The organism is Blautia sp. AF14-40 (assembly GCF_003479665.1).
Lineage (GTDB): Bacteria > Bacillota > Clostridia > Lachnospirales > Lachnospiraceae > Fusicatenibacter > Fusicatenibacter saccharivorans.
This window is the reverse complement of the sequence record NZ_QUHK01000002.1, coordinates 99,767-125,087: the sequence shown is the minus strand read 5'-3', so window position 1 is coordinate 125,087 and position 25,321 is coordinate 99,767. Positions and strand designations below refer to the sequence as shown.

At 46.5% G+C, this 25,321-nt stretch carries 20 protein-coding genes; 3 read left to right on the top strand and 17 right to left on the bottom strand.

Annotation, left to right across the window (positions count from 1 at the left end; translation table 11 throughout):
- Positions 1-126 precede the first annotated feature (126 nt).
- Together DWW13_RS02545 and DWW13_RS02540 are read right to left on the bottom strand one after the other, a co-directional pair.
- Positions 127-1,101, bottom strand: a complete 975-nt coding sequence (locus DWW13_RS02545; RefSeq protein ID WP_055265349.1) for a glycosyltransferase family 2 protein — start codon at positions 1,099-1,101, stop codon at positions 127-129.
- A complete protein-coding gene (locus DWW13_RS02540) occupies positions 1,089-2,924 on the bottom strand; it encodes a glycosyltransferase family 2 protein (RefSeq protein WP_118700706.1) in 1,836 nt (611 codons plus the stop codon). The genes DWW13_RS02545 and DWW13_RS02540 overlap by 13 nt, the downstream gene beginning before the upstream one ends.
- Positions 2,925-3,175: 251 nt before the next feature.
- Here DWW13_RS02540 and DWW13_RS02535 point away from each other — a divergent pair, with 251 nt between their 5' ends.
- Positions 3,176-4,483 carry a D-alanyl-D-alanine carboxypeptidase family protein gene (locus tag DWW13_RS02535; RefSeq protein WP_118640230.1) on the top strand — a complete coding sequence of 436 codons (1,308 nt, stop codon included), beginning with the start codon at positions 3,176-3,178 and terminating at the stop codon, positions 4,481-4,483.
- A gap of 194 nt (positions 4,484-4,677) precedes the next feature.
- Here DWW13_RS02535 and DWW13_RS02530 read toward each other — a convergent pair whose 3' ends face one another.
- The 9 genes from DWW13_RS02530 to rfbC form a co-directional block, all read right to left on the bottom strand.
- Positions 4,678-6,891: a glycosyltransferase gene (locus tag DWW13_RS02530; protein ID WP_416388226.1), complete on the bottom strand. Its 2,214-nt coding sequence runs from the start codon at positions 6,889-6,891 to the stop codon at positions 4,678-4,680.
- Between the two features lie 21 nt (positions 6,892-6,912).
- Positions 6,913-8,217, bottom strand: coding sequence for an ArnT family glycosyltransferase (locus DWW13_RS02525; RefSeq protein WP_158565081.1), 1,305 nt, complete (start codon positions 8,215-8,217; stop codon positions 6,913-6,915).
- A gap of 109 nt (positions 8,218-8,326) precedes the next feature.
- Positions 8,327-9,568, bottom strand: coding sequence for a rhamnosyltransferase WsaF family glycosyltransferase (locus DWW13_RS02520; protein ID WP_022462974.1), 1,242 nt, complete (start codon positions 9,566-9,568; stop codon positions 8,327-8,329).
- A gap of 18 nt (positions 9,569-9,586) precedes the next feature.
- Entirely contained in the window at positions 9,587-10,558 is a 972-nt protein-coding gene (locus DWW13_RS02515; RefSeq protein WP_022462975.1) for a glycosyltransferase family 2 protein, read from the bottom strand.
- Between the two features lie 2 nt (positions 10,559-10,560).
- Positions 10,561-11,937, bottom strand: coding sequence for a hypothetical protein (locus DWW13_RS02510; protein WP_118700698.1), 1,377 nt, complete (start codon positions 11,935-11,937; stop codon positions 10,561-10,563).
- Between the two features lie 4 nt (positions 11,938-11,941).
- Positions 11,942-12,865, bottom strand: a complete 924-nt coding sequence (locus tag DWW13_RS02505) for a class I SAM-dependent methyltransferase (protein ID WP_055227563.1) — start codon at positions 12,863-12,865, stop codon at positions 11,942-11,944.
- Between the two features lie 28 nt (positions 12,866-12,893).
- The gene (locus DWW13_RS02500; RefSeq protein WP_117801715.1) at positions 12,894-14,225 is read right to left on the bottom strand and encodes an ABC transporter ATP-binding protein; all 1,332 of its coding nucleotides are present in this window, start codon (positions 14,223-14,225) and stop codon (positions 12,894-12,896) included.
- A gap of 9 nt (positions 14,226-14,234) precedes the next feature.
- The gene (locus DWW13_RS02495) at positions 14,235-15,035 is read right to left on the bottom strand and encodes an ABC transporter permease (RefSeq protein WP_055227566.1); all 801 of its coding nucleotides are present in this window, start codon (positions 15,033-15,035) and stop codon (positions 14,235-14,237) included.
- A 16-nt stretch (positions 15,036-15,051) separates the two neighbouring features.
- Complete coding sequence (gene rfbC, locus DWW13_RS02490) at positions 15,052-15,612, bottom strand: dTDP-4-dehydrorhamnose 3,5-epimerase (RefSeq protein WP_022462980.1); 561 nt, start codon at positions 15,610-15,612, stop codon at positions 15,052-15,054.
- A gap of 305 nt (positions 15,613-15,917) precedes the next feature.
- Here rfbC and DWW13_RS02485 point away from each other — a divergent pair, with 305 nt between their 5' ends.
- Positions 15,918-17,867, top strand: a complete 1,950-nt coding sequence (locus tag DWW13_RS02485) for a sulfatase-like hydrolase/transferase (protein WP_070103202.1) — start codon at positions 15,918-15,920, stop codon at positions 17,865-17,867.
- A 117-nt stretch (positions 17,868-17,984) separates the two neighbouring features.
- On the opposite strand, the gene DWW13_RS02480 is transcribed toward DWW13_RS02485, so the two are convergent.
- From DWW13_RS02480 to DWW13_RS02460, 5 genes are all read right to left on the bottom strand, one after another.
- A complete protein-coding gene (locus tag DWW13_RS02480) occupies positions 17,985-19,115 on the bottom strand; it encodes an acyltransferase family protein (RefSeq protein ID WP_055227568.1) in 1,131 nt (376 codons plus the stop codon).
- 95 nt (positions 19,116-19,210) lie between these two features.
- Entirely contained in the window at positions 19,211-19,549 is a 339-nt protein-coding gene (locus tag DWW13_RS02475) for an EamA family transporter (protein ID WP_022462983.1), read from the bottom strand.
- The gene (locus DWW13_RS02470) at positions 19,542-19,892 is read right to left on the bottom strand and encodes an EamA family transporter (RefSeq protein WP_055265337.1); all 351 of its coding nucleotides are present in this window, start codon (positions 19,890-19,892) and stop codon (positions 19,542-19,544) included. Before DWW13_RS02470 ends, DWW13_RS02475 begins: the two co-directional genes overlap by 8 nt.
- 16 nt (positions 19,893-19,908) lie before the next feature.
- The gene (locus tag DWW13_RS02465; RefSeq protein ID WP_055227571.1) at positions 19,909-20,745 is read right to left on the bottom strand and encodes a hypothetical protein; all 837 of its coding nucleotides are present in this window, start codon (positions 20,743-20,745) and stop codon (positions 19,909-19,911) included.
- 12 nt (positions 20,746-20,757) lie between these two features.
- A complete protein-coding gene (locus tag DWW13_RS02460) occupies positions 20,758-21,825 on the bottom strand; it encodes a DUF6077 domain-containing protein (RefSeq protein ID WP_118600536.1) in 1,068 nt (355 codons plus the stop codon).
- 199 nt (positions 21,826-22,024) lie between these two features.
- Here DWW13_RS02460 and DWW13_RS02455 point away from each other — a divergent pair, with 199 nt between their 5' ends.
- Entirely contained in the window at positions 22,025-24,271 is a 2,247-nt protein-coding gene (locus DWW13_RS02455) for a hypothetical protein (protein ID WP_158579737.1), read from the top strand.
- A gap of 58 nt (positions 24,272-24,329) precedes the next feature.
- Here the strand turns inward: DWW13_RS02455 and DWW13_RS02450 are convergent, their stop codons facing one another.
- Positions 24,330-25,310: a glycosyltransferase family 2 protein gene (locus tag DWW13_RS02450; RefSeq protein WP_055219419.1), complete on the bottom strand. Its 981-nt coding sequence runs from the start codon at positions 25,308-25,310 to the stop codon at positions 24,330-24,332.
- Between the last annotated feature and the right edge of the window lie 11 nt (positions 25,311-25,321).

Here is a 25,321-nt window from a genome sequence, read left to right as displayed (position 1 = left end):
TCGGGATTTAAAAATTCCCTACCCCTAACTATACAATAAGTTCCAAAAAAGAGCAATCATATTTTTCTAACATTCTTCTTATTTCCGTAAACTTTTTAACTTTTTCGTAATCTTTTGAAAGAATCCTTATGCCCTCTCCAGAAATCTCCGGAACACATTGATAAAAAGCTCCCATTCGATGACAAAATACGTGCCGAGGCGCTTCCACTCGAAACGGATCTTTTTTGCTCTGTTTTCCGGCTTCCGGCAGATGAAAAAACCATTCTTGATTCCTGCCAGATATTCTTTTCCGTATCCCTTCGATGCAAAAAAGACCAGTTTTGCCGAAAAACCGAGGATAAAGGCCGGCAGGTTAAGCAAAATCTGTAAAACCGGCATATTTTTATAGATCAGATAAATATTGTTCCTGGAAGAATAACGGATTTTAAAGAGGTTATACCGGGAGCCGCTCGTTCCGCTTCCGACGTGGTAAACCTTCGCGGACGGCTCATACCAGTTCTCGTAGCCCAAAAGCCGCGCACGATAGCCGATGTCGGTATCTTCCAGATAAGCGAAATGTTCTTCGTCAAAAAGTCCGGTCTTTTCCAGAAATTCCCGGCGGTAGATCGCTGCTCCGGCGCAGGCCGCAAAAATCCGGTCGGACGTTTCAAATTCACTGACCGGTTTTCCTTTTCCTCTTGCGAATGCCCATCCCAGCATATTATAGTAATTTCCCGCATCGTCGATTTTATCACGCTCCTGATAGGAAATCAGCTTTGCGCTGCATGCAAACGCATTCTTTCTTTTACAGATTCCCTCATAAAGGCGCTCGACAAAGTCCGGGAACACTTCGGTGTCGTTGTTTAAAAGGATCACATACGGCTCCTTCGACCGGCGGATGCCTTCGTTGACCGCACGGCTGAAGCCATAGTTATCATCGAGCTGGATGATTTTCGTCTCCGGGTAGTGTTCCCGCAGAAACGCACAGCTCTCATCCTGTGAACCATTGTCCACGAAATATGTGGTAAATTCCGTAAAGGTCTGCTTTGCAAGCGCTGCAAAGCACGTCTCCAGATACCGGTATCCATTATAATTTGGTATTACAACTGCTACTTTATCCATGGTTTTACTCCCCTGCCGTCGGCACGCAGTCCATAGTTCCACGATGCCAGCGTTAAATTTGGATTGTAGCAGGGATCTCCTGCCTTTAACAGCCCAATCCAGCGGCTGCGCATAAATTCGATTTCCGACTGGAAGCGGCGCACCTTCTTCTCGTCATCCTCTGCTCCCCTGGATTTCGATTCATAATGGTACAACTCTACGTGCGGATTGTATACGATTTTATAACCTGCTTTTCCAATGCGCAGGCACAGATCAACATCATTGAAAGCGACGGACAGTTCTTCTTCAAAGCCGCCGACCTCCTCAAAGACCTCTTTTTTCATCATCATGCACGCTGCTGTCACCGCACTCACATTCATCTGGAGCGATGCCTTATGCAGATAGCCGCTTCTTCCGCGCGCCAGTCCTAAAAAGGCGTGGCCCGCAATGCCGCCTATCCCGATGATAATGCCGGCATGCTGCACCGTGTTGTCCGGATAATACAGCTTCGCGCCGACCGCCCCGATCTGCGGTCTCTGCAGATTGGACACCATCTTTTCCATAAAATCGGGTGTGATGATTTCCATATCGTTATTGAGAAACAGGAGATACTCTCCCTTTGCCTCTTTGACGCCGAAATTATTGATCGCAGAATAGTTAAAGCCCTGTTTTGGATACTTCAGGACACGGATGCCCTGTGCTTCGAGTTCTTTGTAATAGGAAAACGTTGCTTCCTCAGTGCTGTTGTTCTCAATAATCAGAATCTCATAGGATGGATACATGCACTTCTTCTTAATGGATTCCAGACAGGTGCGTAACGTATCGGCCTGATCCTTGTTCGGGATCAGAATCGAAACCAGAGGCGTTCCCTGCAGTTTATAATCTACATCGTAGAAGCCATAATCCGAACGCAGTGTGACGGTTCCCTCTTCGCCGCAGCGCGCAAGGTTTCCCTCAATTGCCTTTTTTCCGGCCTCATACGCGTACAGCTTGCTTGCCGGATTGTCTGCGGTGGAAGCGCTGTGGACCCTCCAGTGATATAAAACTCTCGGAATGTGTACAATTTTTCCCGCCATTTCCGTGCAGCGGAAGATATAATCATAATCCTGCGCCCCATTGTATTCCGGACGAAGGCCGCCGGTTTTCTCCGCAATCTCCCGCCGTACAACGAAGAAATGGCAGATATAATTGTTTGACCGCAGCAGATCCAGATTGAAATCCGGTTTGAAATGCGGCTGGAAATACTCGGACAGATCGGTCCGTACCTTGTCCTCATCGGTATAAAAAGCATCGATGGACGGATCTTTTTCCAGACGGATGGCAATTTCAAAGAGTGCATCCGGCGCAAGCAGATCGTCGTGATCCATAAAACCGACGAAATTTCCCGCTGCTGCGGCAAGCGCTGCATTTGTATTCTCTGCAATGCCGATATTTTCCGGAATCGGAACGTTCTTTACGCGCGGATCTTTTCCGGTATACTCTTTCAGGATGCGCGCCATAGTCTCATCCTCCGGGCTGGCATTTCCGATCACCAGTTCCCAGTTTTCATAACTCTGTTTTTCCAGGGATTCGATCATCTGACGCAGAAAAATTTCCGGCGTACGGTAAGCCGGAACAACAACGCTGATCTTCGGACAATAAGAAAATTTATGATTTTTCTGACACGCCAGGTCCTCCTCTTTTGCGCAGTACTGCTCCCGCCACGGTCCGTACGGAACCTCCTCCGGCTCCATCCTCTCCGAAAGACGGATCAGGAATTCCTTTGGGCCATAATGTTTCAGGTAACGCAGTCCCTTCTGTATGTTGTAAGGTTTCAATTTCCGTATAAAACGGAGCCATTTCATATCTGACACTTTTTTTAACTCCTTGGGGTTTTTGTTTTTCAGGTTTTTTGTTTTTTCCGTATGAACTCGTTCGCATTATACTCTATTTTACTGCATTTTGCAAATCCCGACTGAAAATATTAAGAAATTATGTGTTTCTTCCCTGCTCGCTTTATGTTATAATAATAAAAGTGTGTCTAATACATTTTAGAGAGATCCGCTGCCCGGACAGTCTTATGCAGCTGTACCCGCTGGATCAGAAGGAGTGAGTTATGATTAGAAAGAATTCTGCAGCCCGCACATTTTTATGCCTGTTGCTTGCTTTTGTTTTTGCCGCGTCCTGCCTCCCGCAGACGATTTTTGCCACAACCGATAAAAAAACAGTCACCACCTGGCCCGAAGGACCGGAAAACAATTCCGGCGCTGTCTGTTTACTCGATGCCGATACTGGTGCTGTTTTATACGATAAAAACATGGACGAGCAGCGCTATCCTGCCAGCATCACCAAGATTCTGACGGCTCTGCTGATCATTGAAAACAAGCAGATGACCGACACCGTTACCTTCGGCGAACATGCTGTCAGCGAATCCATTCCGGGAAATGCCCGCATCAACGTTCAGCTTGGCGAAACGATCACAGTGGAGGATGCTCTTCACGCGATTCTTCTTGCCTCGGCAAATGAGGTCTGCACACAGCTTGCCATCGACATTGCCGGAAGCGAGGAAGGTTTCGCCGCCATGATGAACGAACGCGCCGCTGCACTTGGTTGCACGAATACCCATTTTGTCAATGCAAACGGTCTGCCAGATCCGAACCACTACACCAGTGCACACGATATGGCACTCATTATGCAGGAGTGCATCAAAAACGAGACCTTCTGCCGCATCGAGTCCGATCTGACCTACACAATTCAGCCGACCAATATGACCTCGACACCGCGTGATCTTCAGAACCACCACGCATTGCTGTTCCAGGACGGTCAGTGGGGATACAAGGGTGCTTTCGCCGGAAAGACCGGTTATACCGATGAGGCACACAACACACTCGTTACCGCTGCCAAGCGAGGCAATATGACGCTGGTCTGCGTTGTTTTAACCTGTGATAACCTCGATTATATCAACGATACCCGTACCGTACTTGATTTCGGTTATGATAATTTTACACATTATACCCTGAAGAACGCAAAAAAGGAAAGTCTTTCCGGTGTGGTAACGCTTCCAAAGAATGCGAAAATTGAAACTGCAACCTACACCGATCCGGACGGCGCTTCCGTTGAGGAACCGTACACCCGCCAGTATTTTTTCGATGATCACTTCATCGGAACAGCCGAGGTTTCCGCTCCATGTACTGTTTCCGACAGTTCTTCGGTTTCCTCCGATTCATCAGAAGAAACCGACAGCACAGATATTCCAACACCGGAAGAAACCAAGAAAATTTCTTTTCTCTCCACACTGCTCTATATTCTGCTTGGCCTGAACGGTGTCGCTTTTCTGATTCTGATCATTGTCGTGATCAACAACGCGAGAAAGAGACGGAAACGCAGAAACAGACGCCGCAATAACCGAAACAAACGGCACTGATCTTCTAATTTATAAGCAATCAGGACCTCCCGTCCAACGGGTGATCCTGATTCAAGAGTTCGACGGAAGTCGAACTTTCCTATAAGAAGTAAAGAATGGCATCGAAAACGCAACCGATTTCGATGCCATTTGGGTATAAAGCAGAGCTACCGCCAGAAATATTTGCTAGTGCGACAGCCCTTTTTGTTGCTTATTTATTTTCCAAGATACTGTTCTAAAATCTGTGGTTCGATTCTTTTCCAGTTTCTTTCCTTTACCGTCTCTTCTGCTCCCGTATCCAGTTTTTTCCTCAGTTCCGCATCTGTCAGAATACGCTCAATCGCCGCTTTTGCCTCCGCGAGATTTCCCTGCGGATAGAGAATACAGTTTTCCCCATCTTTCAGGTATTCCAGATTGCCACCGTTCGGCACAGCAACGACGTAGCCGCCGGACGCCATCATCTCAAGCGGCGGATAGGAAAAGCTCTCCAGCAGGCTTGTTTTCAGCAGGATATCACACGCCGCATAGACTTCCGGTGTTTTTTCATACGGAACCCGGTGTAAAAAGCGGTCCACACGGTACCAGGATTTCGGATTTCCATTGTAGGACATGTACCAGATCTCGAATTTTTCCAGATCCAGCTGTTCCACGATACGGAAGCTCTCGTCCACGTTTTTATGCTCCGCGCTGCAGTCTCCCTCGATCAGAATCCGAATTTTTCCCTGCAGATCCCGCCCCCGTTTCGGATAGAAGGACGGATCGATGCCGTTCGGAAGATAGACTGCTTCGGTATGGTATTCCTCCCGCAGCCAGTTCTGACACCATTTGGAAATGGTTACGTACTCCATCGGGCTCCTCATCCGGTAAGTCGCCGAAGTTGCGATCCGGTACGGGCTTCCCGGCGGATAAAATCCAACTTCAAAATTCTGCACCAGATATTTTTTCTTTCGGATCTTACTGGACTGTTCGACGAACTCTGCGGTATTCCACATCGTCGCTACCGCAAGATCCAGCGTTCCCTGCAGTTTCTCTCGCTCGGCCGACAGCACCGGAAAATGGAAATCACCCTCATGATACCACTCCGCCTCCCCTTCCAGAGTAAAGAGGCTGACCTGCGCTCCTGCTTTTACCAGCATTTCCGCATGAAGAAGTGCAACGCGGATGCCTCCGCTGATCTCCATCGCTGGAAGCACAAAGGCACAGCGTAGATTCCAGTGGCGCTCCACCCACTCGCAAATCCCGGTGGCATGAAAGATTGTGACACACTCGCGGCTGCACCGGCCATATGCCCGTCCGGCAATGGCTTTTCGTGCCGGTTCGTCGTCGATCAGCCACTGCAGTTTTTCCAACCACTCCGCTTCGTCTCGGCAGAGTACGCCGTCTTCTCCATCCTGTACCATCTCAGCAAAAGCGCCGAGATTGCTGGCTGCTGTCACGGTCTGCACCAGAGCCGCTTCCACCCATTTATTTTCCGATTTCGCACGGTTAAAAATCGTATCGGTAAGCGGAGCCAAGTTGATATCCACCGACGCAATCCGCTCCGGCAGTTTTTGGTAATCGACAAATCCCTCCATCTGGATCTGGGAAGCAAACAGTTTCAGCTCCACCGGGAGTTCCAGAATTCCCACGATGAGGAGTTCCAGGTTCGGATTTTTGCCAAGCAGCTGTTTCAGCACCGGAACGATCATCTCGATGTCGTCCAGATGCGTCGCACTGCCGCTGAAATAGCCAAGGCGTACTTTTTTCGCCGTTCCATCTGCTTCGTTCTTTTTCTGTTTTTCTTTTAACACCGCCTCGGACAGTAGCAGCATCTCATCTGACGCACAGTTGCGGTTGATCAGCACCTCCGGTACGTACTGCTTCAGTTCTTCTGCCAGCGCCGCTGTCGTCGTAACCGCCGCATCACAGAGGGAAAGCAGCTCGCCCATGTTTCGGACATTCTGATCGTATGCCTGCCGTTCTTCCGGCTGCATCCGGTCGAGAAACGGAATCTGATCGGTGTATTTCGTATCGATCACAAGATCATCCACATCGTACCACAGAGGCTTGTTCATCTGCTTTGCCATTGTGGCAAATTCCCGCAGGGTGTCCGTCATCGGGCAGCGGAAAATCACGAACGCGCCGTAGCAGCGTACCATCCAGGGCTTCAGCTCCTGAAAATAAACCGTATCACACGTATATCCGCCTGCCTCCAGCTGCTCCATCTGATGCACCACGCGGTACCGGTGTGGATGCGGCAGCTGTTCATTGCAGCCACTGATAAAGAGAATATCCCGGTAGACCCGGGATTTTTCTCTCTGAAACTCTTTTTCTTTTTTTGCCCGCGCAAGGTACCCTTTCGTACGCCCAGCCAGACCGCCGATTCCTTCTTCTGCAACAGCTTTTTTTAATTTTGCTGTCAGCACTGAAATTTTTTCCAAACGTTTCACCGCTTTCTTTCTCTGTTCCGCTTACCGCAATCCGTAGTAGTTCTGCAAGTACATCGGATAGATGATTCTCGCCCAAGTGAATGCCGCTAATGCCGCTGCCGCCACACAGACCAGAATACAGAACAATTTTTCATACTTCTGTAGTTTTTTCTCCCGTTTCAGGAACGCCTGCACACCCTTCGTCACGAAATACATCAGCGGAATCAGCATCGGCATGCTGTATCGTCCCTGCGGCTGAAAATCAGAGCTGTAGGAATAATATGCATTCAGATAGTTTGGAATCAGCAGTGCAAACACATTTGCCCAGGTAAACCATCCTGTTTTACTCCATTTTCTCTTTGTTTTACCAGCAATCGCCGTCTGTGTGCCATCGGCATTCCAGAAGAAAAAGTCTCTCTGGCAACAGTTCCGCATCAGAATGAGGCCGATGCCAAGACAGCAGAGGTATGGAACAATAATCATTTTGGAAAGATAAATCCTATTATAGCCAAAAGCACCGACAAAGCTGTACAGCACTGTCACAAGCCAGTCATGCTCCAGATAAACTGGTCTGTAGAAGATCATACATAGCATGGAGTCGCCTTTTTTCTGGAATGTTTTGCTGTTCGATGGCTTGTACTTAGCTCTCGCATACAGTTCCGCACACGCACTCGATGTCTCTCTTCCCAGAAAATCCCCGTGATAGAGAATTGCATTTCGAATAAACCACCACAAAGCAATGACACAGACGATCACAAGAATAAAAAGACCTTTCTGGATCATCTCTTTCCAACGCTCTTTTGGTGCCTTTTCCTGATCGGTCAGCATCGTTCCCACAAAGAAGAAAAATGTCGTCAGGATAAATCCATACGCATTGTAATACGACAGGAAACAAAGGCCCATTCCAATGGCAGACACTGCACAAGTTGTCCAGTTCCATCCTTCCTTATACGCCTTGACCCAGGAATAAAAAATAATAGCCGTTGAACACATGGCGAGCGCATCGCAGTTGACGTAAGAATACAGAATCACATTTCCCGGCAGAAAGACAACCAGTGCGGTAAACATCCATGCATACCGCCTCGGAAACAACAATTTTGCTGCCTTCAACACAACCCATGCCATCAACGCTCCAAGCAGTACATTAACAAACCGGGCGGAAAGCAGCAGCATCCATTCATTTGTTGTAAAAAGACTCATGCCTTTCATCAGAACGGCTGATGCCATGTAAGAAAGGATGGGATTAAACGCATAGGAGGTTCCCCAGTCCTCATTCCGGATCAGTGGATCATCTCCGCGCGGAAGACTTCCGTGTTCATAGATAAACTGTGCAATCTGATAGCGCATTGATTCATCCGCCGAAAAATTGTATCGCTGCGTACAGGACCATAAAAAGTAAAACAGGAATACACCGAACACAAACAGAATTTCTATTCTGTGTTCTCTGCTCACATCCTTACTGCAGTTTTTTCTCATCTTCCTCAATTCCCTTTAACATGCTTGCATAAACTTTTTCTGCTTCTTTGTACCAGGAGGTTCCCTTTACGAAATCCATTCCCTTTTTGCGGATTGTAGCCAGCTCATCCGGGTGGTTGAAGTAATATTCCATTCTGTCTGCGATCTGGATCGGATCATAGTCAACCAGAATGGAGTTTTCCTCATTTACCATCCAGCTGCTGTTTGCACCCTTGGAGCAGACAGCGACCGAGTTGCAGGCCATAACCTCGAACGGTACGAGGGAAAGGTTGGTATTCGAAATAACAAGGCACATATCACAGATCGCATAGGAATCTGCCAGCACCTGCGGTGTTACGATACCTAAATTTCTGTGTTTGAACGGAATCTCATAGCCGCTGACATCCCATCCCGCGAAAACAACCTCGATCTCTGGCATTCTGCGGCACAGCTCATTGAGTGCCAGCATACCGAGCTCGAAATCACGTCTCGGGGTAACCGGGCGCGCATAGAAAAAGACTCTCTTTTCGTTGTCCGGTTTTTCTTTCGGCTGATATACTTTGTCATCGTAGGAGAAATGGAAGCTGTCTGCCTGCATGCCGTACTCATTTCTCATGATGTCTCTTAACCAATCACCTGCAGTGATTCCGCGGAATCCCATCTTATAGGTGTTCTCAGCAAATTCATACTCGGAACCGTGTGCATAGAAATGCGGCTCGAAATCCTGTACGAAGTAAAACTTCGAAATCGTATTCTGGAATTTTCTTACGTAGTAAGCGGTGGTCCAGGAGGTTGCTACGGTTGCATGTGCAAATTTCATCTGGGATACATCGCAGTAAACTTCTACTTCCGGCACAAGAAGCGGGAAGTACTCTTTTAGGAATTTGCGGATGGACGCATTATCCTGAAAATTCGGGGACATGTAGAGATAAACTCTACTGTGGAAACCGAGGCGCTCCAGGTTGGAAATAAAACGGAAAATGGTGGTATGACCGCCGGAACCAGGTCCCATTTCCGGTACAACCCAATTCAGGATCTTTTTCTTGTCGTTTTTATGTTTCTCATACTCTTTTTGATTGAACGGGATCGGATCGTTGTCTACGACAAATCTGTAAAATCCGATGACGTTGTTCTTCGGCGGTACAGCCGGCTCATTGCCCTGTTTTGCGCGCTCAATCGTTTCTTTTAATCCATGATTCTTCAGATACCGTAACGCACGGTATGCTACATTTGGTTTTTTCACGTTTCTTTTTCCTTTCTTCTATGCATGTCTCTGATCGTACTGCTGCGAAATGTGACGATCCAGGAACTGTTGTTTCCGTTTGGAATACAGATGGTATTTTCCGCCGAGATAGCCGCCCACAAAGCGGTCAAAATTGCGAAACAGGGAATAAAATGCCCAGTGGATTTTCTCTTTTTTACTGAGCGGCTGCTGACGGATATACACGCAGTCCCCTCTCACCTGCCGGTACAGCATGCCCGGAAGCTGCGTCCATTTCTGTGCAATCATATACTGATGAACTTCATATAATCCCTTCTGCTCATCATAATACCGTTTGAAATACGTTCTGAGTTTGAAATTGTGGGAATGATATACCGGTGCATACGGGCAGTATACTTTTTTGAATCCGAGTTCAATCATCTTTCTCGCCCAGATCTGATCCTCGGCAAAGTTGACATCCTCATACGGATATTTTTCAAAAATATCTCTTCGGATACAGGAGTTATTGTCGGAGAAAAACGCCAGATAATGACGATATCCTTCTTCTCTTTCGTAGCGTTCCGGATCATCAAGGTGGAAAATCGTATTAGTTTCTCCAAATCCTTTAAAATGGCCGTCCAGATCACGCTTGTCAAGCAGATTGCAGTCCGGATACGGATAATGAATCCCGAATCCTCCCACGATTTCCGGGTCCATCTTCATGGCATCAATGAAATTCTGCAGCCAGGTATCGGTCGCTGGAAGCGCATCCTGCGTAATAAAGATGATATACGTTCCGTTTCCTTTGGAAGCACCATAGTTTCTCGTTTTTCCATGTCCAAATTCGGACGGCTCAATCTGAAACAAACGGCATGGATATTTGCGGATCACATCGAGAGTTCCGTCCTTTGACCCGGAATCCACGCAAATTACTTCATATTCATACTCTGTCTTCTGTTTGAAAACGGCATCCAGCACTTTTTCAAACAGATGCCCACCATTTTTGGTAGGAATGACAATGGATACATCCATAGTTATTTACTCCTTTTTATCACATGCTGCACTTTATCTGCCATACGCACAACCTTACGCTGGCGCATCCGCTCCAGCTCTTCCTCCAGAAACTGCTTCTGTTTTCTCGTTTCCTGGAGTTCTTCTTCCCTGTGTGCAAGTGCCGCTTTTTCTGCTTCGATTTCTGCCTGCAGCTGGCCTTTCCGATAAATCTCCCCGTTCAGTTCATCCCTCAGATCTTTATTCTGACGGATATATTGAATAAACTGGGACGTAACGCCATCGCCTTTGTAGTAAATCCGGTAATCAATCCGGATCTGTTCATAACCGGCATTCCGGAATTTCAGAACCGGCGTTCCAAGGAAATAATAGTCGTCGATAATCTCAAGCTCGGCGTTGTGCGAAAAAGCGATACGTTCCGTCTTTCCATCGCTGCATACGCCCGCGAGAGAACGGATTTTAATGACAGCCCCCTCCTGCATCAGCTGAAGGGAAAGCTCTCCGTCCGCGTCTGCCTTTTCAAGCATCATCACCTTCTGCTCATCCAAGCCGAAGCAGTCCTCATAATAGAGTTCTCTCTCCTCCGGTGCTGTTTCGGTGAGCACAACCGGGTACATCATTTTTTCTTTTTCCCAGATAGAAAGCGGATAATTGTGCCGGTGCAGTTTTCCATAGAACGTGGCGAGCGCATTTGGCTCACCCTTTCCGGCCGCGAATTCCTGGAAGCACTCTTCCATATGGTAGTATACCGGAATCTCTTCCATGGAAATACCGCCAATGGCGTACAGTTCTTCCTGCTCTTCCTTCGTCAGTGCACTCGCCGCCTCCTGTAAAAAGACGCTCCGCGCATAGATAAATGCAATCGGTACGGCAAACGGGAATACCCACTCGTAGTCTGCCACCCAGACCTTTTCTCCATCCAGAAGAAGGTTGCCCGGAATCATGTCAATATTGGAAATCTCCGCTGCGGCAAGTCCTTCTTTCAATGCCGGATGGCCGAACACCTCACAGAACGCATCGGTTTCCACAAAGGATTTCTTCCCTTTTGCCGATGCAATGATCTGATACAGCAGTTCATAATCCTTTTTCAGCGATGCAAAATCTTTTTCTTTTCCATGACGGGAAATGCGCGTTTCCAGACTTTCCCCTTCTACAAAAGGAAATGCAAGCGCGCATTTTTCTTCATCCAGTTCGCATGGGCAGATCTGTACGCCCGCATAGGCGTACAGATGCTCCAGCTTTCTATAGTTTTCATACATATGCCGGATGTGGAGTTCTCCCTCTTTCTGCAGCGGAAGCTTCCACACACGCCGGATCCCATCCTCTTCTGTAATCCGGGTCATAATCTGAAATTCGTTCCGACGTTCTCTCGAAAATTTCGTATACAGAACTTTCCTCATACGTTTACTCCTTTTTCTCCACTTCAATCAGAAAGGAATTGGAAAAAACCGGAAACAGACCGGACTTCAGGATTCCGTCAAATGCTTTGCCTTCGTCAAAAAGTGTGATCCTGTCAGCATCAAAATTCCGCTGATTTTTTCTCAATTCACCCGGCTTCGGCAGATATTCATCCGAATAAATGACCGCCGGAAATTTGTAATCCGGATAGGGATAATAAAACTTGAACTTCGAAAAACCGTTTTCCTGCAGCATCTGCTCCAGCTCCGGTTTGCTGAATGTCTCGACAAAATCGATCCCCGGATATCCTTCAATTCCGACAAATTCCCGGCCCACATGGTCTTCCCTGCAGCCGGCAAAATACTTCAGTCCCAGACGGTTCTCAATCGCAATCAGGATTTTTCCGCCCGGTTTTAAGAGACGATTGATCTTTTCCAGATATTCCGGATACGGATTATCCTTTCCAATATAGCTTTTTGCATACTCCAGAACACCGATCAGTGTCACGTAATCGAAGCGTTCTTCCATTTTTTCTGCAACAACATTAAAGTTTCCAACCATAATCTCCAGGTTGGACGCATCCTGATTTTTGTAGGCATTGATCGTACTGCGCCGCTTCGACAGATCGTTTGCCACTACCCGCTTTGCATTTCTGCAGAGCACGCCGGAAATGGCTCCGCAGCCGGCTCCGACTTCAAATACGGAAGCATCGTCTTTCCACTCATACCAGTCCAGAATATTTTCCCGTTCCGGAGAGAGATGATAAAAAATCGGCCAGCTTTTTTCTGTGAGGATTACCTTCTGGTAATCCTCTTTCGGCGTCGTCTTGACGATCTCCAGCAGCCGGTCCTCAATGCTGCCGTCGCTGTAAGCATCTTCGCCGTCATAATAATCCAGGTTCAAAAGAACATTTCCTATTGTTTCTTTCATATAACCCCCGTCGTTTATCCTCCGCATCCTACTCGTAGGTCACGGTAGAGTTCATATCAAAAAATCCTACGGTGTCTTTCATGGAGAAGACTTCCAGGAAGCAAGCATCGTACAGTCTGTGGTGGATCACCAGCTCTTCCAGATGGTAGCTGGTACATCCAAACGACATCAGATACTGTCCGCTCTGCAGCGGCATGATCTGGTCAAAGCATACCGTGACGGTCTTTCCCGCTTCCACCACGTCTTTTGTGTAATCCTCCAGCGCCGTATTCGTTCCGGTAATCTCCGTTCCCTTCCGGTCTTTGATCGAAAAGGCAAAAATCGGATGCTCCATCGTTTCATGGAACTTGATTTTCATCTTGATGCGGAATCTCTGGTTTTTATCCACAGAAGATGTAATCATACCTTTGTGGTCAATAATCGCAAAGTCCACGATCTCCGCAGCCTTGTCTCCATACTCTACCAGCTGCGCATTCGCAATCAGGCGTTCTCTCCAGAGGCCTTTTTTCGGCTTTTCTGCCGATACGGCACCGGATGCATCTGCTTCGGTTCTCTCTTCGGTCTGTTCTGCACTCTCTTCGGTCTCTTCCTCTTCTTTTGTCTCGTCATCGTACTGGTTGGCAAGAATCTTCTTGTAGACATCGACTGCCTCCGACGATTTTCCAACCATCACCTGTTTTCCTTTGTTAATCAGAAGACATCTCTCACAGTACTTGATGACGCTGCCCATATCGTGGGAAACGAAAAGGATCGTTTTTCCTGCTTCTTTCAGATCGTTAAATTTCCGGTAACACTTGGACTGGAAGAAAATGTCTCCGACGCTTAAGGCCTCATCGACAATCAGAATATCCGGATCCACATTGATCGCAACCGCGAAGGCAAGGCGGGCAAACATACCGCTGGAATACGTCTTAACCGGCTGATTGATAAAGTCACCGATCTCTGCAAACGCAATGATATCGTCGAGCTTTGCCTTCATCTCCTCCTCGGTATAGCCAAGCATCGTTCCGTTCAGGAAAATGTTCTCAATACCGGTATACTCCATGTTAAAGCCTGCACCCAGTTCCAGAATGGCACTGACTCTTCCCTTTAACTCCACGTTTCCGCTCGTCGGGTTTAAGACACCTGTGACGATTTTCAGCAGTGTGGATTTTCCGGAACCGTTCGTTCCAATGATACCGACACACTCGCCTTTGTGCACCTCGAGCGAGATATCCTCCAGCGCAAAATGATCGGTGTGATAGTTTTTATGTGTCAGTGAAAGCGATTCTTTCAGACGGTCCATCGGCTTTTCAAACAGCTTGTAGACCTTGCTGACATGGTTAATTGAAATTACTGTTTCTGTATTTTCTGTGCTCATTCCATCCTCCTATAATACATCTGAGAAATGAACCCGGAGGCGCTTGAACACTTTGGAACTGATTAGTCCTGCCATAAGCACAAAAGCCCAGAAGTAAAGGGTGTGCCATGGATGCTCGAAGAACCAGAGTCCATTCATAAAGCTGTCACGATATCCCTGGACAATATAGTACAGAGGATTCAGCTTCAGAAGGCTGTTCAGCCAGTTCGGAATATTCGGAATTGTTGTGGTATCCCACAGAATCGGGGTTGCCCACATGCCGACATTCAGAATTACATTGATAATCTGGCCGAAATCGCGGAAAAACGGTGTGATGGAACAGGTCAGATAGGAAAGTACAACGACGAGACAGATCACCGCAAAGGTATAGTACCCGATCTGGATAATCTGAACCGGCGGAAGTTTTCCCATCAGTGCAAAAATCAAAATAGCAAACACAATAAAGAACAGATGTACAAACAGGGAAGAAATCACCTTCACAATTGGAAGCACACTGATCTTAAATACAACCTTCTTTACCAGGTAACTGTATTCCAGCAGACAATTTGACGCACTTGGCAGTGCATCAGAAAAGAAGAACCACGGAATAATACCGGAAACCAGCCAGCAGATATACGGATATCCAGTGGCAGCTGGCTGTACACGCAGTCCGAGCTGAAACACGACAAAATAAACAGCAACCGTCACCATCGGCTGAATGAATGCCCATACGATGCCAAAATACGCTCCGGCAAATTTGTTGCGGAAATCATTTTTCGACAGTTTCCAGATCAGTTTCCGGTTCTGATAAAGTTCTTTGAATACGTTCATAAATGTTTTTTACTCCTTATTTCTTTAAATCCTTAATTCCGCCCCATTTATGATCTTTTTCCGAAATAATCAGATCTTCTTTTGTCATTCCTTCCGGCATCGGCCACTCCACGCCGATCTCCGGATCGTCAAAATACAGACCGCCTTCATCGTTTGGATGATAGAAATCCGTACATTTATAAGCAAATTCTGCGTAGTCAGAGAGTACGATAAATCCGTGTGCAAAATTCTTCGGAATAAAGAACTGTTTCTTGTTTTCTGCTGAAAGCAGCACGCCGAACCATTTTCCGTAGGTTTTGGATCCCTCGCGAAGGTCAACTGCAACATCGAATACTTCACCGTTTACCACGCGTACCAGTTTGTCCTGCGGGTAATTGATCTGGAAGTGAAGTCCGCGCAGGACACCTTTTTTGGATGCAGACTGGTTATCCTGTACGAACTGGACATCAATGCCGGCTTCTTTAAAATCATTGTAATTGTATGTCTCCATAAAATATCCGCGCTCATCGCCGAATACGGTTGGGGTAATTACTTTTAATCCTTCAATTTCACAAGATTCTACTTTAATTTTTCCCATTTTTCTTTCCTTTCTCTTCTCCACAAAAATGTGAACAGATCTTTTTTTGACCTCTTTTGTGTCTACAATCTTTGCTATTATACCATTCTTTTCTGAGAAACTCAAGAACCCATTTTCACGCCCGCCCCGCCGCTTTTTATGTAAATTCCCGGATTTTCATTTTCCACTCGTATTTTTTAAGAAAATACTATTTTTTTCGTAAAGTTTCTGTTATAATATCGTAAGTTCCCAGTTATATTTTATACCTAACGCTACCTGTTTGTTACCTATTATAAAACACTAAAGAAAACTGGAGGTTATTTACTGTGTCTCGCAAAAAAGTACAGCATGTTGGAAAGATACTTTTTTCCATTCTTTCCGTTCTGTTAGGATTCCTTGGGATCCTTCTTTTTACGTCTTCCCGCTGGATGCTCGCGACCTGGGCGCATCTTGATATGGAAGAACTTGTTTATCACTTAAAGGCACCCCTTGAGGGTACCAGCAAGGATGTGCTCTGGAGTTACGTCTGGTCCTGCGGCATGATCTCTTTTGCCGTTCTTGCTATTCTGATCGCGCTTTTTATTATCCTGCGCCATCGGAAGAAAGTGGAAATCATTCTCGGTTGCATCTGCATTGCCCTGGGAATCGCTCTTTCTTCCTATTCTCTTTATAATGTCTGGACGACGCTGGATATCGATACTTACCTGCACATTCAGAACAGCTACAGCACTTTGATCGAAGATAATTACGTCAATCCGTCCCAGACAACGATTACATTCCCGGAAAAGAAACGGAATCTGATCTATATTTATCTGGAATCAATGGAAAGCACCTATTCTGATAAAAAAGACGGCGGTGCTTACGACCACAATTTTATTCCCGCCCTGACTAATCTTGCCCTGGACAATATCAATTTTTCCAACTCCGACAAGCTGGGCGGCGCTTATCCGACAACCGGAACCACCTGGACCATGGGCGGTCTCTTTGCACAGACTTCCGGTCTTCCGCTGAAGCTTTCGATTCAAGGCAATGAGATGGCTTATCAGGACAGCTTTTTTCCGCAGCTTTCAACACTTGGCGACGTTCTCAATGAAGCCGGCTACAAACAGTACTTTATGATGGGTTCCGATGCCGCATTCGGCGGACGGAAGAATTACTTCACTTCGCACGGTGATTATGAAATTGACGATTACTACTGGGCGATCAGCGAGGGACTGATCCCGGAAGGCTACTACCAGTGGTGGGGCTATGAAGATGCCAAACTGTTTGAGTATGCAAAAGATAAACTGACGGAGATTTCCAAGAATGACGAACCGTTCAACTTCAGTATGCTGACTGTTGCCACCCACTTCGAGGACGGCTACAAATGTGACGAGTGTGATGAAAAGCAGTACGGAGATGACCACTACGGTATGGTGATTGACTGCTCCAGTTCCCGTGTCAGTGAGTTTATAGACTGGATCAAGGAACAGCCTTTTTATGAAAACACGACTATAATTCTTTCCGGTGATCATCTGACCATGGACTCTGATTTTTGTGAAAACATCGATGAAGATTATCAACGTTCTACTTATAACGCTATTTTAAATTCACCCATTCTTCCGGTTCATGAAAAAAATCGGATTTTCACCACGATGGATATGTTCCCAACTACTCTCGCAAGCCTTGGAGCTGTCATTGACGGTGACCGTCTTGGACTTGGTACGAATCTTTTTTCAGACAAGCCTACACTTGCCGAAGAACTTGGCTTCGATGAACTGAATCGCCAGCTCTCTATGGGCTCCCGATTCTTCGATGAACTTGATGCTGATCTTACCCCCGTCTGGGTCGGCGATGGCGAATATCAGAAATTTTATATTAAGGAAGAAGATCGATTTGCCAATAACGAATGGGTAACTTACAATCCACATCAGCTCTGGGCTGACGGTAAGCAGTCTTATTTTATTGATAAGGACGGCCACGCGGTTTCCGGCTGGCAAAAGCTTGAGGATGGGAAATGGTATCATTTTTCCGAGTCGGATTACCATCTCATCGAGGGTCCTTGCGATACAAATCCTGAATTGGAAGAGGAAACACCCGACTCCACTTCGGTAAGTGACATTTCCTCCGCTTCTTCTTTTACAGAAAACGATTTGGATTCCACAGTCGAAAGTTCTTCTTCTGGAATAGATGAGGACGATTTCTCTGAAAATGAGGATAATTCCAAAACCATCAGACATCTAGGCTCTTCTGCGGAAGATGATCCTCACGACCTGTCTCCTATCGATTATCAATAAAAATTTGATAACGATTCAGATCTATGCAATATAAAATAAAATCCCGCAGAAAAAGTTTTCATTTCTTTTTCTGCGGGATTTTTATTTTGCAAAATATTTAAAGCAGTATACGCTTAACTATTGTCTTACGTACAAAAATATGTTTTTTCCCATTTTTTTCACCTGTGTAAGGATCCACTGGATCAGTAAGGCAACAAAAATCGCTGCTAATAAATACAGAATTTTTGTCTGTTCTACGTCCTTCGGCATATAATACCACCAAATATCACTTTTACATCTTGACCAGTCAAACTTCAAAAACAGCTTTGTGCCATTCGCAATTGTTCCGAAAGCAACTTTTACAAGTAAAAAACCCAAAAACTGATTTTCCATAATCGAAAATGTGTTGTCTGCAAGAAGATTAATCCACTTTTTTCTTCCAAATACTGGTTCCATTATCGTTGCAATCCGCATCCAAAGTGCAATTCCCAAAAAACCAATAATAATTGGCATGACCGGTCCTTGATTAAAGTCATTGCACCACGCTGGCGTATAAGCCAACCTAGTTTTATAATGAAGAAAAATCATAAGTTTTGCAGCAAACACAATCGCAAAATACACTACAGATGGAATCCTGTCCACATATTTCTCCAGTATCTTTTTATAAAAAATACCCATTGCATAAAACGGAGCAAAATACAGAATTCTGACCACTGTCAGCCACCAGCTGGTGCGATATTCCATAATCGCCAAAAAATTGCCGCCCATTCCAATAAGTACTGCCCCTGCAAAAAATATCCATTCCGGTATCTGCCATCCTTTTCGCTTAAAAAATGCCCGAATCATACAATTTAATATTTCTACCATAAACAAGGGCACAATATACCAGCCGGCCATATTAAGGACAAACTGATGCCCATCGTTTAAAGGTGAAATCAGAATATTGTGCAAATTAAATTTTCCACCGATTTGAAAGCCCCACCGATGTAATAACCTGACAAGCAGCCCATACGCAATCGTATACCCATACATTGGAAGTATCAGGGTACGAAGCTTTTTACAGACATATCTCCCCGGTCGTTTCAGTGCTGCATCTTTAAAAAAATATCCTGAACAAAAAGTAAACAGCGCCAGATGGATTCCCTCATACGGAAACCATTGCGCAAAGTCCAAAGAAATTCCACCACCATCACAATGTCCCGCAACAACCATCAGAATCGCCACAGCATATAATATCTTAAAACGATAATCTATTTTTTTCTTATTCATAATCAAAAGCCGTTCGTTTATTGTACGCAGACCCCCTATTTCAAAGGACAAGGACTGCTTAGCTGATATCGCTTTCTTTCCATCATCGGAACGTTTTACGGCAATGTATACACCAGTACTCCCAGGATAATAATCAGATTCCCAATCAGCTTTCCTTTTGATACCTTTTCTTTCAAAACGCCAAAGGAAAGCAGCAGGACAAAGACGTACGTAAAGGTATCCAACACCGGACCGTATTTCAAATCTACCTGTGTGTAGGCATACGTATTTAAAAGAAGTACACTGCCAAAAATCAGATACGCCACAATCACGCGCCAGTTCAGATACTCGCGAAGTGCAGATGCATGCTCCTCGTTGGCGCTTTGTTTCAGCAGAATCTGTGATACTGCTGAAAACATTGTACAGATCAGCATTAAAATCATATATTTATTCATATCGCTGCACCACCATAACTCCCACCAGCACAATCAGAAGGCCGATGATATTTTTTACCGTCAGATTTTCATGAAAAATGAGCACGGCCCAGATCTGGGACCAGATCAGATAGACGCTGCGGTTTGCATATGCGGTTGACAAAGAGAATTTTTTGATTACCTTCTGCCATGCAATAGCGTAAATGCCACAGTTTGCAACCATCAGAAATAAAAATACATATAATAGAGGATTTTTGATTCCTCCCCGGTTCAGCTGAACCGATGCTGCTTTTGAGAACACACTCGTCAGAGAAAACAGCAGGATATTCAGGTGCAGCTGAATATAATCTTTTGCCTTATTCAAAAACAAGTCCTCCTTCTTACTTTTCTTCCACGCGGAAAATGATATGCCCTTCTACTTCTCTTACCGGGATGCACCCCGCTGTTTCCACATAGGATACTGCCGCTGAACTGCTCGAAAGTACAATATACTCTGCATTCATTTCCCTAAGACTTCTGTAAAATTCTTTCTGATCCAGCGACAGATCCATCTGTGTGATAATCTGAAGGATCTTTGTTTCGTCTTCAATTTCCTGCTCGGTCAGTGCATCGGTTGATACCGTATTGGAGCCCTGATAGGTCAGAACCATATCGCGGTCCAGAACCAGTTCAAACGAAGCATCATACTGCCGCACGATCAGGTTGAAATCCGGTTCAAAGACAACTCTTACGGTTCCCTCTCCCGCTTCTTCGTGCAGCACCGTACAGACGGCCAGAAGATCATCTGGCATCTTGTACTGGTTATCCGGCAGCTTCGGCAGTCCGCCAGCCAGTACGGAATTTCCGCCAAAACAGATGACCGCTGCCAGCGCAGCCGCGGTCAGATACCGTCTCCAGCCTTTTTTCTGCCCGCCCACAACTTTCGTGCAGGCATATCCGATGGTCAGTACCATCGGCAGAATCCAGAAAAACCGGTAATAGACATTGACCATTCCAAGTTTTCCCAGGATATATTTCACCGCAAATGGATTGTATACCGTAAAGGCCAGAAAAACAGCGGTTGTTACGAACACATACCGCTCTTCCTTTTTTCCTTTTAAAGCGAGATACAGCACCGACAGCAGAAACAGCGTCAGTACGGTTGTGTTTCCTCCAAACGTCACAAAGACCTGTCTCACAAAATCGAGGCCGCTCTCATTCAGATTTATTCCGCCCACATTTTCTCCTTTCTACCGCACAACCGGAATCTGCAGGATACCGCGCACACCAAGGAGATAGACCCCAAGCACCAGCACACACGGTAGCACAGCAAGCAGATAGAGCCTGCTCTGTCCCCAGCGTTTTTTCCGCACAAGATTCGGCAGAATCACAGCACTCATGGCCACCGGTACAGTCATCATGGATGACATCGTAAGGTCAATCGCAGCGACGCCTGTCATGAAAAACAGCAGCCAGACTCTCTTTCCGTTTTTCTCCTGATACATGCGCAGACCAAGATAAAACAGAAACGGGAGGATGATATTGCACAATACGGCCTTTCCCTCGTATCCCCTCGTCAGCAGGAACGACGCATTTGAAAAGATCGTATGAAAATTCAGATTCACAACACTAATAAAGCACAGGAGCACCCATACCATCTGTTTTTCTTTTAACAGCGCCTTTCCGATCTGTGCATAGACGAGATAACTTAAAACTACCGTCATCATACAGAGAATCACCTTCGTCACTACGAGCGGATGAAGGCCCGTTAAACGGCACAGTACTGCATTTGCTGCCGGATACATGCTGAACACATAACGGATGTTAAAAAAATCCAGTGCTTTTCCTGTATATGGGTCAAAGCTACTGATGGAATCTGTCGCAAGGTTCGTTGTCACACTTCCCACATAATACGCTGCATCCGCACTGCCGTTTTCCTGCAGTGCAGCAACAAAATACAGCTGGATTCCAATCAGCACCAGCATCACATAAAAAGCCGCCGTCTTTCCTCTCCAGAAACCGCCGCTTCTTTTTCCCCACTCTCTCCACATTCCCAGATGAAGACAGATGGAAGCAATTACAAGGACAGCCACAACAGCAGCCCATACCCATGCGAGCAGATGCAGCTTTGCACCGAGCACCATCATCGGCACAGAAATCAGTTCAAATAAGAAGTAATATGCAATAAAGCCAAACAGCACAGTTTCACCCAGATGTCCGCTCTCATACCTGTTTTCTCTGATAAAAAAAGAACCCAGGCAGCAGAACACTGCGAGCATTCCCAGAAACAGTGCCGGCATTTTTAATAAGGTAATCATGTTTGGTTCCTTTCTTTTCCTTACATTCCCAATCCCACTCATTCTAACATGATGCCCTGTCTGCGTCAAGTAATCGAAATTCTAATAAACATTGACTTTTCCCTGAAATTTTGTATAATTGTGATGTTGAGCGCTTATTTTCCACCCGGCTGTTTTACTTTTTGTTTTAATGATATATGTTACGAAAGGAGCCATTGATATGCCTTTTTCCCGGCATACCCGCAGATCCATGTTTTCCATTGGCGCGGCATCCCTTGCCGCTGCTTTTCTTTTTCTCACCCCGGAAAACACACATGCGGCTGATACTACAGCAAAAATTCACATTCTGACACTCGACAGCGGCTCCAATGCCATCGTTCTGGAAAGTGTAGACGATAATGGCCAGAAAATTTTCGGCATGGTAGACTCCGGCGAGGACTGGGATTACCCTGACGGATCTGATCCGCGTTATCCGCTGCGCAGCGGCATCACAACGTCGACCGGCTACGACGATGAGGTACTCTCCTACCTGGACTCCCTCGGTGTCACCTCCGATAATCTGCAGTTTTATGTTGCAACACATCCGCACAGCGACCATATTGGAACCGGCGATACCATCGTGCGGCTGTATTCCCCCGACCGGGTTTATCTGCTCCCGTATGATGACAGTTATATCTATAATACTGCGCGTCTCTGGGACAATCTTTATGTCTACGACCAGCTTCTTACTGCTGCAGAAGAGACTGAAGGCGTGACCCTGATCCAGCATCTGAATCCCGGTGCCGCCTCCGCAGAAGAAGGATCTCCTGATTTTGCTTTTGGAAATTTCCAGATCCAGATTGTCAACTACGAGGAAGATTATCTCACAAGTCCAAAAGAGGACGCCAACCAGTTCTGTCTTGGTGTAATTGCCTCCGCAAACGACCACCGCGCTTTTCTGACGAGCGATATCGACGACGTCGAGGGAGATGCCAGCCGGATTGTTTCGAACTACGGGCTGTACAGCATTGATCTGATGACTTCCAATCATCACGGATATCCGAATGCTGTCGATGCAGACTATCTTGCTGCCGTCAACCCGGAATATTTTATCCAGACCGGTGACTTCCGTATTATGGATAACGATACCGTCGAGACCCTGACCTCTCTGGGGCTGCGCGTATTTTCCACGACAGAATATTCCGGCGATCTTCCGGCAGTCATTGCTGACTTTTCCGGTTCCGCGGTCACTTCCAACGTGGATGATACCTATGAAATTTACCGCGACCGTTCTTCCAAGCTCGTTGCTTATCATGACGGCATCCCGTACAGCGGATTTTTCACCCGCGGCGGACAGAAATATTATGCAGACAGCAGCCATCTTCTCGTGTGCTCCACTTCCTGGCGCGACACAGAAACGGGCATCAAATATACCGCTGATGAAAACGGCGTGATCACAAACGAACGCCACGTCATCGGCTGGGTAAAACGGGATGGAAAATGGTATTACTACAACGATGATGAAACACCGTATACCGGCTGGCTCACCCTCGACCACAAAACGTATTACCTCGGCGCGGACGGCGTTATGGCAACAGGCTGGCTTCTGCTTGACGGAGATTACTATTATTTTTCCGGCAGTGGTGAGATGCAGACCGGATGGCAGTTTATCAGCAACAACTGGTACTATCTCGCCAAGGATACCGGTATTATGTATTCGTCCGGATGGCACGCTGATCCGGAGACCAAAACGATGTACTATTTTTACACATGGGGAGGTGCCGCACGCAATACGACACTTACCTTAAACGGTTACCGCGTCAAATTTCTTTCCTGGGGCGGTATTTCCGGCAGCACCTGGCTGTACCATGACGGTGCCTGGTATTATGTACAGAAATATTCCTGCGTAACCAATGGCTGGTATCAGATCGATGGCGCCTGGTATTTTATGAATGCGGACGGTTCCCTAAAGCAGAACGAAAGTTTCCTGTATGACAACAATCTCTACTTTGTAAATAAGAGCGGAAAAATGTATCAGAACCAGTGGCTGAAATGGGATGGAAACTATTATTATCTCAGAAGCTGGGGCGGTGCCGCACACGAAGGCTGGCTGCTGCTTCAGAATAAATACTATTATATTAATGAGGACTGTACACGGAAAACGGATGAAGCCTTTACGTATGACAACAATCTTTATTTTGTTGATGAAAACGGCGTCATGCCGGCAAACCAATGGGTGATCCGGGAAGGTGTCTGGTACTTTACCTACAGCTGGGGCGGTGCGAGAAAATCGCAGTGGTTCTATTATAAAAACAACTGGTATTACTTCAACGATGATGCTTCCATGCAGACCGGCTGGGCAGAAATTGACGGAAAAACATATTATTTCCAGAGCTGGGGCGGATGCGTCACCGGGACGAAAAAAATTGACGGAACAACGTATGTGTTTGATAAAAACGGTGTTCTGCTTTCCGAAAAAGAAAGCTAGAAAAATCCATATAAAAATGCGGCAGAAACGAAAATCTCATTCGTTTCTGCCGCATTTTTTATAAATTTCTTTTCCGGAACAGTGCACGAACGCACTGCCGGTAAATTCCGGTTCCCAGAAACAGGGTCAGATAGGCGATTTTCCGCCCGTTCGTGAAGTGATCGCCTTCCAGTACCAGAAGCGGATGCTTTTTAAGCTCTTTTGCCAGCCTCTTCGCAAGCGCCTTTTTCTCCGCGTCCATGGTTTCCAACAGCATCAGCTTGTCCAGCACGAAAAACCGCGCCCAGCAGCAGCGCACACCTGCTTCTTTTTTCAGCGCCGGGTGGCGTTCTTCCACGACATTCTGATTATGATCCCATACTTCCACCGAACCCAGATCTGACCAGCGAAAACCGCTTGTCGTGAGGCTTTCGCGCCGGTGCACATAATAGTATTTCTGTGCTGTGGAAAAGGCCACCTTCCGGCAGTGCTCCATTAACGGAACGATGACGTATGCATCCTCGGCGATTGTTTTCTCCGGATAGACAACGCCCTCGAAAATCTCTCTCCGATACAGCTTGCCCCACGGCATCACGCCGAACACGCGCGCCTTCATCACCTGGCGCAGTCCCTCCTCGCTGTCGGTCACAGATTCGATTCCCTCCTGTTTCAGATCCGGCACCGGCCTTCCTTCATAGAGATCGTATCCGCGGCAGATACTCATTTCGGCATCATATTTTTCCGCCAGACGATACAGTGTTTCCAGAAGATCCTCCGCTGCGAAATCGTCGCTGTCCACAAACGTGATATAACGCCCCTCTGCAAGCGCAACGCCCGCATTCCGCGCCGAACTGACGCCGCCGTTCTCTTTTTGGTGATAACGGATCCGCGCATCCTGTTCTGCGTATGTCCGGCAGATTTCACTGCTTTTGTCGGTGCTTCCATCATCTACAAGAAGCAGCTCCCAGTCCGTAAAAGACTGGGAGAGAATGGAATCCACACATTTTTTTAAAAATTTTTCTGCCTGATACACCGGGGTAATGATTGAAATTTCCGGCATTGTTTTATCCT